The organism is Chryseobacterium sp. TB1-D10 (assembly GCF_059803555.1).
On record NZ_JAPFHB010000001.1, the window covers coordinates 178,813 to 191,141 of the forward strand.

10 protein-coding genes are annotated in these 12,329 nt (G+C 37.9%); all 10 read left to right on the plus strand.

The annotated features are described in order from the left end of the window. The first annotated feature begins 4 nt into the window (after positions 1-4). The 10 genes from mraY to OPU68_RS00885 all read left to right on the plus strand — a co-directional run bounded on the left by mraY (position 5) and on the right by OPU68_RS00885 (position 12,165). Positions 5-1,246 carry a phospho-N-acetylmuramoyl-pentapeptide-transferase gene (gene mraY, locus OPU68_RS00840; protein ID WP_498472055.1) on the plus strand — a complete coding sequence of 414 codons (1,242 nt, stop codon included), beginning with the start codon at positions 5-7 and terminating at the stop codon, positions 1,244-1,246. An 81-nt stretch (positions 1,247-1,327) separates the two neighbouring features. After that, positions 1,328-2,671: a UDP-N-acetylmuramoyl-L-alanine--D-glutamate ligase gene (gene murD, locus OPU68_RS00845; RefSeq protein ID WP_498472056.1), complete on the plus strand. Its 1,344-nt coding sequence runs from the start codon at positions 1,328-1,330 to the stop codon at positions 2,669-2,671. A 44-nt stretch (positions 2,672-2,715) separates the two neighbouring features. After that, the gene (locus tag OPU68_RS00850; protein WP_498472057.1) at positions 2,716-3,951 is read left to right on the plus strand and encodes an FtsW/RodA/SpoVE family cell cycle protein; all 1,236 of its coding nucleotides are present in this window, start codon (positions 2,716-2,718) and stop codon (positions 3,949-3,951) included. 122 nt (positions 3,952-4,073) lie between these two features. Next, a complete protein-coding gene (murG, locus tag OPU68_RS00855) occupies positions 4,074-5,198 on the plus strand; it encodes an undecaprenyldiphospho-muramoylpentapeptide beta-N-acetylglucosaminyltransferase (RefSeq protein ID WP_498472058.1) in 1,125 nt (374 codons plus the stop codon). Further along, entirely contained in the window at positions 5,195-5,659 is a 465-nt protein-coding gene (locus OPU68_RS00860; RefSeq protein ID WP_498472059.1) for a hypothetical protein, read from the plus strand. The genes murG and OPU68_RS00860 overlap by 4 nt, the downstream gene beginning before the upstream one ends. Before the next feature lie 8 nt (positions 5,660-5,667). Beyond that, positions 5,668-7,044: a UDP-N-acetylmuramate--L-alanine ligase gene (gene murC, locus OPU68_RS00865; protein ID WP_498472060.1), complete on the plus strand. Its 1,377-nt coding sequence runs from the start codon at positions 5,668-5,670 to the stop codon at positions 7,042-7,044. 70 nt (positions 7,045-7,114) lie between these two features. Beyond that, on the plus strand, positions 7,115-8,119 hold the full coding sequence (locus OPU68_RS00870) for a cell division protein FtsQ/DivIB (RefSeq protein ID WP_498472061.1): 1,005 nt from the start codon (positions 7,115-7,117) through the stop codon (positions 8,117-8,119). Between the two features lie 116 nt (positions 8,120-8,235). Next, a complete protein-coding gene (ftsA, locus tag OPU68_RS00875) occupies positions 8,236-9,624 on the plus strand; it encodes a cell division protein FtsA (RefSeq protein ID WP_498472062.1) in 1,389 nt (462 codons plus the stop codon). Positions 9,625-9,737: 113 nt separating this feature from the next. Continuing rightward, positions 9,738-11,618 carry a cell division protein FtsZ gene (ftsZ, locus tag OPU68_RS00880; protein WP_498472063.1) on the plus strand — a complete coding sequence of 627 codons (1,881 nt, stop codon included), beginning with the start codon at positions 9,738-9,740 and terminating at the stop codon, positions 11,616-11,618. A gap of 100 nt (positions 11,619-11,718) precedes the next feature. Then, on the plus strand, positions 11,719-12,165 hold the full coding sequence (locus tag OPU68_RS00885) for a GatB/YqeY domain-containing protein (RefSeq protein ID WP_498472064.1): 447 nt from the start codon (positions 11,719-11,721) through the stop codon (positions 12,163-12,165). The last annotated feature ends 164 nt before the right edge of the window (positions 12,166-12,329 follow it).

Sequence of the window (12,329 nt, forward strand, 5' to 3'; positions counted from 1 at the left end):
AAATATGCTGTATTATTTATACGAATATTTAACCGCTCACGGAATCCACGTTCCGGGAATGAACTTGTTCAAATACATTTCGTTCCGGGCAGCGATGGCAGTTTTGTTTTCGCTGATTATTGCGATGGCTTACGGGAAAAAGATTATCAACTACCTCAGAAAAAAACAAATGGGAGAATTGGTAAGAGACCTTGGTCTGGAAGGGCAAAAGCAGAAAGAAGGAACGCCGACAATGGGTGGTTTGATTATCATTCTGGCGACCATCATTCCGGTTTTACTGTTTACCAGAATTACCAATGTGTACATCGTTCTTTTGATTATTTCAGTTTTGTGGATGGGAGCGATTGGTTTCTTGGATGATTATCTCAAAAAAGTTAAAAAAAATAAAGACGGATTAAGTGGAAAATTCAAAGTAATCGGACAAGTTGGTTTAGGCTTAATTGTCGGAGTTACAATGTATTTTCATCCCGATATCGAGGTTAAGAGAAAATACGCGGACTCAACTGTTGTGAACAGAAATAATGTGGAGCAGAACTTTATGGATGAGGAAAAAATCCCTGTTTCTACAGTGCCATTCACAAAGAATAACGAGTTCGATTACAGCGGAATTTTATTTTGGATGGACGATGCAAAAGCGCACGAATGGGCTTGGATTGTTTTCATTCCTATTACGATTTTCATCGTAACGGCGGTTTCAAACGGGGCCAATATTACAGATGGAATTGATGGATTAGCAGCCGGAACCAGTGTCGTCATTTTGCTGACGTTAGCGTTTTTCGCTTATGTCTCCGGTAACATCATTTTTGCTGATTATCTGAATATTATGTTCCTTCCGCATATGGGAGAGACGACTATTTTTGCCCTTGCATTGGTGGGAGCTGTGATTGGATTTTTCTGGTACAATACTTATCCGGCGCAGGTTTTTATGGGCGATACAGGAAGTTTGATGCTTGGGGGTGTGATTGCGGTTTTGGCAATTATCCTCAGAAAAGAATTGTTGATTCCAGTTTTGTGCGGCGTTTTTCTGATAGAACTTTTATCCGTGATTCTACAGGTTTGGGTCTTCAAATACAGAAAGAGAAAATATGGGCTGGAATATGCCCAGAACAATAGATTATTCAAAATGTCACCGCTTCACCACCATTATCAGAAGGAAGGTTTTCACGAAAGCAAAATCGTAAACCGAATGATAATCTTAGGCGTAATGCTGGCCATTATTTGCTTAATCACTTTAAAAACTAGATAACTATAAATTAAACAATTGAGAAATTAAGGAATTAAGAAATTACAAAATCTCTTAATCTTTAAATCTCTTAATCAATTACAAATGAGAGTAGTAATACTTGGTGGCGGAGAAAGCGGTGTTGGCGCAGCATATTTGGCGAAGGCTAAAGGCTTTGACGTGTTCCTATCGGATATGGGAATGATTCGTGAGAATTACAAAAAAGAGCTGGACGAACTTGGCGTTGATTATGAGGATGGAAAACATTCTGAAGAAAAAATACTGAATGCCGACTGGATTATCAAAAGCCCTGGAATTCCGAAAAAAGCCGAGATGATTTTGAAGATTCAGGAAAAAGGAATCAGATTGTCTTCTGAGATTGAATTTGCCTCTGAGTTTACAGATGCGAAAATCATCGCTATCACTGGAAGCAACGGGAAAACGACCACGACTTCTTTGATTTACTATATCTTGAAGGAAGACGGTTTCAATGTTGGTTTGGGTGGAAACATCGGAAAGAGCTTTGCCAAACAAGTTGCTGAAGAGAATTTCGATTACTATGTTTTGGAAGTGAGCAGTTTTCAATTGGATGATATTCAAAACTTTAGACCATACATTTCCTTGTTGTTGAATTTGTCTAAGGACCATCTTGACCAGTACAATTACAATTATGAAGAATATGCTTTGGCGAAGTTCAAAATTGCAGAGAATCAGGAAGCTAACAATTTTTTCATCTATAATAAAGATGATGAAATGAGCAAATCAATCCTTGGAAAACTCGATTTAAAAGTGACCAAAGTTCCATTTTCACTGAATGAAAGATTAGAAAAAGGCGCTTTCTCGATTGATGAAAATTTCGTGGTCAATATCAATGAAGGATTCACGATGAGCATCGACGAATTATCATTGGTGGGGAAACATAATGTGGCGAACAGCTTAGCGGCGAGTATTGCCGGAAAGTTGTTGGAAATCAGCAATCAAAGTATCAGAAATTCATTGATGACTTTTCAGGCGGTAGAACACAGATTGGAACCTGTTGCAGAAATCCACGGTGTGAAATTCATCAACGACAGCAAAGCAACCAACGTGAATGCTACATATTTCGCATTGGAAAGTATGAAACAACCTGTCGTTTGGATTGTCGGTGGAAAAGACAAAGGAAACGATTATACAGAGATAGAAGATTTAGTTAAAAGAAAAGTAAAAGCAATTGTATGCTTAGGAATTGATAATCACAAAATTATTGATTTTTTCAAAGGCAAAAAAACACAGATTTATGACACTTCGAGTATGCAACAAGCAGTTGAAGTTTCCAAGGCAGTAGCAGAAAAAGGAGACGTCGTTTTGTTGTCACCCTGTTGCGCAAGTTTTGATTTGTTCAATGGTTATGAAGACCGTGGAAATCAATTCAAAAAGGAAGTATTAAACGAATTAATAATTAACAATTAATAGTTAAAAGTGTTCAATATTCATTTTTAATTATTCATTATCAGATGGAAAACCAAACTACAGAAAACAAATTTGAACTGCTGAAAGGCGACAAGGTCCTTTGGTCGGTTATCATTTTGATTTCCTTCCTTTCCGTGTTTCCGGTTTATTCCGCAAGTTCGAATCTGGAGTATATTGTGAACAACGGGACCACAACAGGTCACGTTTTCAAGCATATCATTTTCGTTTTCATTGGTTTAGGAATTATGCGTTTCGTGGGAACGGTCAAGTACGAATACATCGGGAAACTGAGTTCCATCCTGCTTTTGTTCACAATTGGACTGTTGCTGATTACGATGTTCACAGGACAAAAGATTGAAGGTGCGAGTGCATCAAGATGGCTAAAGATTCCTGGAACACCGATTTCATTTCAGCCATCTTCATTCGCTTATTTGATGCTAATCATTTATCTGTGTAGATATTTAACTAAGAAAATCAAAAGGGAAAGAGTTCCGATTGAAAACATCGTTTATATCTTCGGACCAATTCTAATTGTATTTGGATTGGTTGCGAAAGACAACGGTTCTACAGCTTTAATGATTATGATGGTGTCAATTATTATCCTTATTATCGGTCAGTTAGCTTGGCAATACGTCGCGGGTTTCATCTCGCTTTCGGTGGTTTTCATCGTAATGTTTTTAGTGATTGCGCTGAACACCAATTTAATTGGCGGGAACCGTGTTCACACTTGGATGAGCCGTATCGAAACCTTTACGAGTTCCAAGAAAACAGCTGATGTAGAGGATGAAAGCATCAAAGCCAAAAACTATCAGGTGATGCAGGCGAAAGCAGCGATTGTTCACGGTGGATTCAATGGAATTGGACCTGGAAAAAGTGCTTTGAAGCAAACATTACCACAATCGGTTTCGGATTTTATTTTCGCCATTATTGTGGAAGAATACGGTTGGATAGGAGCCTTCGTTCTGATAAGCCTTTATATGATAATGATTATCAGGATTGTAATGATTGCCAGTAAAATGCCCGCATTTTTCGGGTCGTTGCTGGTCTTGGCGATTGGTCTGATGATTTTTGTTCAACTGTCGGTCAACATCGCCGTTGCAGTGAATCTGATTCCGGTGACAGGTCAGCCATTACCATTGATCAGTTACGGTGGAACATCGATGTTGGTGACTTATATTCAGCTCGGAATTATTCTGAATGTGAGTTCCAGAATTCAGGTGTATGATGAAGAAGGCTTGGGCAAAAGACAGAGTTTGGAAGAAATCAATGATATAGCTTAAAGTTGGAAGATGGAAGTCAGAAGATGGAAGCCAATTTAGTTCCGTAGGAACGAAAGATTTATAAACGTTGGAATTTATTCCAATGAAAATGTGAAAATAAAAATAGGAATTGAATCAATAAAATGAACAACCAAGCAGCAAATAGCCAAAAGCCAAAAGCAATCCGCATTTTACTAAGCGGTGGCGGAACAGGTGGACACATCTTTCCGGCAGTTGCGATTGCTCAGGAAATCCAAAAAAGGTTTCCCGACGCTGAGTTTTTGTTCATTGGTGCGAATGGAAAAATGGAAATGGAAAAAGTGCCTCAAGCCGGATTCAAAATCGAAGGTTTGAACATTGCCGGATTCGACAGAGGAAATCTTCTCAAGAATCTCGGACTTCCATTAAAAGTGATTTCAAGTTTGTTGAAGGCTAAACGAATCATCAAAGATTTCAAACCGGATTTTGCGGTTGGAACGGGAGGTTTTGCAAGTGGACCAGCGTTATACATCGCTGCGAAAATGGGAATTCCAACTTTCATACAGGAACAGAATTCCTTGCCTGGAAAGACCAATGTTTTCAATGCCAAAAAAGCGAAAGCAGTTTTCACGGCTTATCCTGATATGGAGAAATTTTTCTCAGGAACGAAAACTTATTTCTTAGGGAATCCAATCCGTCAAAATATCATTACTGATTTGATTGATAAAGATTTGGCTAAGGAAAAATTAGGCTTGGATAAAAATAAATTAACAATTCTCTCAGTCGGTGGTTCACTTGGTTCAAGGACTCTTAACAACGGCTGGAAAGACAATTTGGATAAATTAAAAGAAAAAGATTACCAACTTATCTGGCAAACTGGGAAAACAGATTTTGCTGAGATAATTTCCAGCATCCAACCTCCAGCTTCCATCCAGATCAAAGAATTCATCTCCAATATGGCTTTGGCATACTCGGCGGCGGATGTGATAGTTTCCAGAGCTGGTGCAATTGCGATTTCAGAATTGGCAGTGGCGAAAAAACCGGTTTTGTTGGTTCCGTTTCCATTTGCGGCAGAAGACCATCAAACTAAAAATGCATTGACTTTGGTGGATAAAAATGCGGCAAGAATGGTCAAAGATTCTGAGATGAAAGATAAATTCTGGAACACGCTTTCCGAGATTTGTGAGAGTGAGAATGTTAGAAATGAAATGTCAAAAAATCTGGAGTTTTTTGCAAAGTCAAAAGCGGCGAAAGGAATTGTGGATGAGATTTTTAAAGTGATCAAATGATGAAACATTTTTATATTCTAAGTATGGTTTTGACGGTTTTGATGACCGTTTCCTGCGCATCGAAATACAGACCTGATCTTAAAGGAAAAAATCGAAGTTCGGAAAGAATCAAGTTAGTAAAAAACTTCGCCACAGATTATTTTGCTAAATGTGAAAAGCAGGATTATTCGGAGTTTCAGGGATATAAAATGGATATTAATTTTAAAAATAAATTAACTCCCGAAAGTTTTAAAAAAAGCTGTGAATATTATAATAGTAGATATGGGACGATTACAATCGGAGAATTGAGCGAGGCAAAATCAAATTATTCTCCAAAGGACTTTTTGGATTATTTTATTTTCAAAGCCAAAGCTTCAAAAAGTGACAGTGTACAATTTGTAAGGATCAATATTTATAGAGATAATAATATGTTTGAAAGAATCAGTATTCCAAGATATAGAGCAACTAAGTCAAAAAGATAAGAATAGAAATGAGCATCTTAAATAAATATCAAAACTTCTATTTCATCGGTATCGGTGGGATTGGGATGAGTGCGCTCGCGAGATTTTTTCACGCGAACGGCAAAAACGTTTTGGGCTATGACAAAACTCCAACGAAACTGACGGCTCAACTCGGTTTTGAAGGTATTGATATTTCGTTTGAAGATGTGATAGATGAAAAAATCGTGGCGTTCGACAAAGAATCGACATTGGTTATTTACACGCCAGCGATTAAGAAACTCGGAATCTTAGATTACTTCGCAAGTGAAAGTTTTGAGATTTTGAAACGTGCAAAAGTTCTTGGTTTAATCACAGAAAATACAGATTGCATCGCCGTTGCAGGAACACACGGAAAGACGACCACTTCGACTTTGATTGCGCATTTGTGCAAAGAAGCGAATATGCCTTCATCTGCATTTTTGGGAGGAATTTCCGAGAACTTCAAATCGAATTTTGATTACAACGGAAACCAGTTTTCTGTAGTTGAAGCGGATGAATACGACAGAAGTTTTCTGAATCTTTCACCAGATTGGGCTGTTGTAACCTCGATTGATGCAGACCATTTGGATATTTATGGTGACAGAATTCAGATTGAAGAAGGTTTCAGAGATTTTGCAGCTTTGGTTCCGAATGACAATCAATTATTTGTAAGAAAAGGAATTGCGATTGGAAGAGAACATTTGACTTATGCGGTAAACGAAGAAGCAGATTATTATTCTGATAACCTGAGAATGGATCACGACAAGATCTATTTCGATTTTCATACACCAACGGAAGAAATCGATGATTTTGTCTGGGAAATTCCGGGAATTCACAATGTTGAAAATGCGACGGTTGCTTTGGCGATTCTGAGCAATTTAGGTGTGGATTTCAAAACTTTGAAGAAAGCAATCGCAAGTTTTAAAGGCATTAAGAGAAGATATACAAAACATATTTTCGATAACGGAAAGATTTACATTGATGATTATGCGCATCATCCAACAGAACTGAACGCGGTCATTGGTTCCATAAAAACCTTTTATCCGACCAAGAAATTGTTGGTGGTTTTTCAACCGCATTTATTCAGCAGAACGAGAGATTTTGCTGAGGATTTTGCGAGAAGTCTGGAAAAAGCTGATGACCTTTTGCTTTTGGATATTTATCCGGCAAGGGAACTTCAGGAAAATTATGAAGGAATTACCTCAGCGTGGTTATCGGACAAAATTGAAATTGGAAACAAGAAAGTCTGCACATTACAGGAGACTTTTGAATTAATAAAAGAAAAGGATTTTGATATTCTTTTGACAGTCGGAGCCGGAAATATCGATACGCTTTATGACGGCATCGTGGAATGGCTTCCAAACTTAGAAATTGTAAAAAAGTATTAACGTAAAATTTATTAATGACTTCCATCGTGAATACGTGAATACATTTTACATAAATACAACAAATAAAAAAATGAAAAACAAGTGGAGAATATTGAAGATACTCGTGACAGTCGTCCTTTTTGGATTTCTGCTCAGTTTCTCATTGAAGCGTTTCAACGATGCTAAAATGGAAAACGTGTCTATCAATATGAACCAAGGCAAAACGCCGGTTTATTTTGTGGATGAGAAAGACATCAAAGAATTGGTGAAACAATACAATCCGACAAGAAAAATTGGAGACATCAACATTCCCGAATTGGAGAAGAAAATCAATCTGATTCCTTTTGTGGACAGCGCCAATGTTTATCTGAATCTGAATGGAAATCTGAATGTGGACATCAAACAAAGAATTCCGGCTTTTAGATTAAATAAGGATGGAAAAGATTTCTACGTCGATAAAAAAGGCGTGGAGTTTCCTATTTCCAAAAACTTTTCACTGCCAAGTATGCTGGTGATGGGCGACGTGAAACCTTCGGAATATGAAGCGTTGGGAGATTTAATTGAGAAGATTGACAAAGATGATTTCAGTAAAAAATATTTTATTGGAATCACAAAAGAAAAAGAGGATTACAATCTGCTAACCAGCGATGGAAATTACAAAGTTGAAATCGGTGACCTTGATAATATCGATTTGAAAGTAAGAGGTTTTAAAACCTTTGTTGAGAAATATCTGGTGGACCAGAATACGCAGAAGTACAAGAAGATTTCATTGAAATACGATAATCAGATTGTCACAACGCTGAATCCTTATTTCAAAGAAAACGACAGCATTCTAAGAAATGCACCAAAAATTGAAATCAAAAAACTGGAAGAAACACAAACTCATAATTTAGCGTCAACTCCAATAAAGAAAGAGATCAAGGAAAAAAAACCTAAACCAAAGAAAGTGGTTAAAAAATCGGAACCGAAAAAGGAAACTTCGAAGCCCAAAAAAGTAGAGAAGAAACCAGAAACGAAGAAAGCTTCCACCAAGAAAAAGGAAACGGCTTCCAAAAAAACTGATAAAAAGAAAAAAGCAAAAGTAGTTGTAGAATAATTAAATATAAAAGTCTTTGATGGGTTTTACGTCTTTGCGAACTTAAAAGCATTGCAAGAATCAAAAAAACTTTGCGGACTTTGCGTTAAAAATTAAAAAATCAAATCGAGCATATAATGGAAAATCAAGAGTATTCAGTAGGTCTGGACATTGGGACAACTAAGATTGTCGCCATTGTCGGAAGACGAAACGCTCACGGGAAAATTGAAATTCTGGGCGTTGGAAAAGCAAAAAGTTTAGGCGTTCACAAAGGAATTGTCAATAATATTTCCCAAACCATCAACTCCATCAAGTCCGCTGTGGCAGAAGCACAATCCAGCGCTGGCGTGCCTATCAACAAGGTGACGGTCGGAATTGCAGGCAAACACATCCGTTCGCTTCAGCATTCGGATTATATTATGAGAGACCATCCGGACCAGTACATTACGGAGGAGGATATCGAGAAACTAAAAGACCAGGTGAAGAAGTTGGTGATGCTTCCAGGCGAAGAAATCATTCACGTTTTACCTCAGGATTATAAAGTGGATTCCGAAGGCGAAATCCAGGAACCAGTCGGGATGCACGGCAAAAGATTGGAAGCCAATTTCCACGTGGTAGTGGGACAAATGGGTTCTATCAGAAACATCGCAAGATGCGTTCGTGAAGCCGGTTTGGAAATGGAAGCTTTGACTTTGGAACCTTTGGCGTCGTCCGAAGCGGTTTTGACTAAAGAAGAAAAAGAAGCGGGTGTTGCGATTGTTGACATCGGTGGTGGAACTACGGATATTGCGATTTTCAAAGACAACATCATCCGTCATACTTGCGTGATTCCTTACGGTGGCGGGATTATTACCGATGATATCAAGGAAGGATGTTCAATCATCGAGAAACACGCGGAGCAACTGAAAGTGAAATTCGGTTCGTCTGTTCCGGAATTGGAAAAAGATAGTACGTACGTGACGATTCCAGGATTGCACGGCCGTCCGGACAAAGAGATTTCGTTGAAAGTTTTGGCTCAAATCATCAATGCAAGAGTTGAAGAGATTCTTGAAATGGTGAATACGGAGTTGAAAGCTTACGGCGCATTCGAACAAAAGAAAAAACTGATTGCCGGAATCGTTTTGACAGGCGGTGGTTCCAATTTGAGAAACCTTCGTCAGCTAGCCAACTACACAACAGGCTTTGACAGTAGAATTGGTTTCGCTAATGAATATGTAGCGAACGATAAAAATCAATATTTGAAAGGTCCGGAATTTGCAACTTCCATCGGTTTGTTAATGGAAAGTTTGAAAATCCGAGACAAGAAAATGCTGGTGACAGAGGAAGAAATCATCGAAGAATTGAAACCTCAAATCGAGAATGCAATACAAGTTCAGGCTCAATCTCAGGAAATCCAAACGCATCAGGTTCAGAATGACATTGTAGAGATTGCAAAACACAAAGCAGAAGTGAAGAAAAACCGACCAACTTTCGGACAATCACTGATGGACAAAGTAAAAAAATTCTTTGAAGAAGTAGAAGAGTAACTATAAATGATGAATGATAATTGATAAATGATTTATGCAAGCGCAAAGAATCGATTATCATTTATCAACTATCGATTATCATTAACCTATCAATTATAAAAAAACATACCATTATGGACAATATATCAAACACACAAGGTTTTTCCTTTGACCTACCAAAAGGGAATTCTGCCATCATCAAAGTAATTGGTGTTGGTGGCGGTGGAAACAACGCTTTGAAGCATATGTACGAGAAAGGGATTTACGGCGTTGATTTCGTAATCTGCAATACCGATGCTCAGACTTTGGACAACAATCCGGTTTCTAACAAAGTGCAGTTAGGAATCTCTATGACAGAAGGTCTTGGTGCAGGTGCTGACCCGGAAGTTGGAGAGAAAGCAGCGATTGAAAGTATCGACGAAATCAAAGCGGCGATGGGACAAAACACCAAAATGGTTTTCATCACAGCCGGAATGGGCGGTGGAACGGGAACTGGTGCGGCGCCTGTCATTGCAAAAGTAGCGAAGGAAATGGGAATCCTGACTGTAGGAATCGTAACCGTACCTTTTAGTTTTGAAGGAAAAAGAAGATTGGACCAAGCTGAATTGGGTCTTGAAAAATTAAGAAATAATGTTGATTCTCTTATTGTTATTAATAATGATAAATTAAGACAGCAATTCGGAAATCTTGGTTTCAAACAAGGTTTTTCCAAGGCCGATGAAGTTTTGACAAATGCAGCGAAAGGAATGGCAGAGGTGATTACAGGTTATTTCGATGTTAATATCGATTTCCGTGATGCGAAATCTGTACTTCAGAATTCCGGAACAGCATTGATGTCAACCGGCGTTGCAACTGGCGAGAAAAAAGCAGAAGAAGCGGTGAAGAAAGCATTGGATTCTCCATTGTTGAACGACAACAAAATCACGGGAGCGAAAAACGTTCTATTGTTGATTAGAAGCGGTGTTTCTGAGGTGACTATGGACGAAATCGGTGTGATTATGGACTATATCCAAAAAGAAGCTGGCCACACGGCTGATATTATTTTTGGAGTTGGAACAGATGAGGAATTGGGCGATGCAGTAAGCGTTTTGGTCATCGCAACTGGATTCTCAAACGACGATAAAAAGCACACGGGAACAACTGAAACGATTAAATATTCTTTGGACGACAGACCAAATTCGTTTTCAAGAAACAGAGAATCCCCTTTCAAAAGCAGACTTCAGGAAGAGTCAAAACCTCAGCCAGAATCTGGAAAGAATTTTTTTCGTTTAGAAGATGATGACGATTTCGGAACGTCTAATTTTCCAACTAATTCTTTAGTAGAAAGTTTGGTTGAAGAAGTTGAGACTGAAACTCAAATCATCGAAAACGAGGAAATAATCGATTATTCTAATGATTATGTGAACGAAGGAAAGAATGAATACAATCTTTTCAATTTCGAGGAAGATGCGAATGACGACTTCGATTTAGAGCCTCAATCTTTTACTTTCGAAGTTGAAGACAAGCCAAAAGCGTCTTTTAAAACTGAAGAAGTTGAAAAACCGGTAGAAGTGACTTTCACCATCAATGAATCTTCAACTGAAGAAGAATTTCCAGTAATTGAAAAACAAATTGTTCCTCAAGCAAAAGAAGAAGTTGTAAACGAGGTTATCGAAGAAAAAATTGAGGAGCCCAAAGCTAATAATTATTCTTTCACATCAGAAGTAAAAGAAGAAATCGTTGAAGAAAGACAAGCTGAACCAATTCAGGAAACTGAAAGTGGATTCACATTTTTCAATAAAACGCCAGATGCTTCAAAAGCTTTGGACAGAAGAAACAAGTTGAAAGAATTCAATTCCCGTTACCAGCAATTGGACAATGAGAATGTTTTCGAAACAGTTCCGGCGTTCAAAAGAAAGAACATCATCATCGATGGCGCCAACGCATCAGACCAAAACATCAACACCTATTTGTCTGATAACAACGGAAATATGCAACTGAGAGAGAATCGTTTTCTTAATAAAGACGTAGATTAGAATTGTACTAATGTATTTACGTAAAATGTATTAACGATTAAAAGTTACTTTACATTTCAGGCATAAATACATTAATACCTTTTACATTAATACAAAAATTATGAGTTTAGAACTTACAATAAACGACGCAATAAAAACTGCAATGAGAGAGAAAGACAGAGTTGCTCTGGATTCTCTCCGTGCTGTGAAAGCGCAAATATTATTGGTGAAAACGGAAGCCATTGGAGCGGAAGTTTCAGCAGAACAGGAAATTGCAATTTTGCAAAGAATGATTAAGCAAAGAAAGGATTCCTATGACCAGTTTACAGCTCAGGGAAGAACAGATCTTGCGGAAGTAGAAGAAGCGCAATCCAAAGTGATTGAGAAGTTTCTTCCACAACAGCTTTCTTCAGAAGAATTGGAATCAGAAATCAAGAAAATCATTTCTGAGACCGGCGCAGAAAGTATCAAAGATTTAGGAAAAGTAATGGGCGTTGCTTCCAAAGCATTAGCAGGAAAATCAGACGGAAAGAGCATTTCCGAAATGGTGAAGAAGTTACTTTCCTAAATATAAATGATAGTTGATAAGCGATAATTGATTTTATCATTCATCATTTATAAATTATCATTCATTGCTATGGGATATACAAAATATGCATATCGATTTGATTTGAACCCAAGGTCTTAGGATTTTGGGTTTTTTTATTTGCCCAACGCATTAAAGCCAACAGC

Excerpts from the sequence above, each read along its gene's own strand:
- OPU68_RS00860 (WP_498472059.1), top strand. The coding sequence starts at position 5,195 with ATGATGAAACATTTTTATATTCTAAGTATGGTTTTGACGGTTTTGATG.
- ftsZ (WP_498472063.1), top strand. The coding sequence starts at position 9,738 with ATGGACAATATATCAAACACACAAGGTTTTTCCTTTGACCTACCAAAA.
- murC (WP_498472060.1), top strand. The coding sequence starts at position 5,668 with ATGAGCATCTTAAATAAATATCAAAACTTCTATTTCATCGGTATCGGT.
- OPU68_RS00870 (WP_498472061.1), top strand. The coding sequence starts at position 7,115 with ATGAAAAACAAGTGGAGAATATTGAAGATACTCGTGACAGTCGTCCTT.
- OPU68_RS00885 (WP_498472064.1), top strand. The coding sequence starts at position 11,719 with ATGAGTTTAGAACTTACAATAAACGACGCAATAAAAACTGCAATGAGA.
- OPU68_RS00850 (WP_498472057.1), top strand. The coding sequence starts at position 2,716 with ATGGAAAACCAAACTACAGAAAACAAATTTGAACTGCTGAAAGGCGAC.
- murD (WP_498472056.1), top strand. The coding sequence starts at position 1,328 with ATGAGAGTAGTAATACTTGGTGGCGGAGAAAGCGGTGTTGGCGCAGCA.
- mraY (WP_498472055.1), top strand. The coding sequence starts at position 5 with ATGCTGTATTATTTATACGAATATTTAACCGCTCACGGAATCCACGTT.
- murG (WP_498472058.1), top strand. The coding sequence starts at position 4,074 with ATGAACAACCAAGCAGCAAATAGCCAAAAGCCAAAAGCAATCCGCATT.
- ftsA (WP_498472062.1), top strand. The coding sequence starts at position 8,236 with ATGGAAAATCAAGAGTATTCAGTAGGTCTGGACATTGGGACAACTAAG.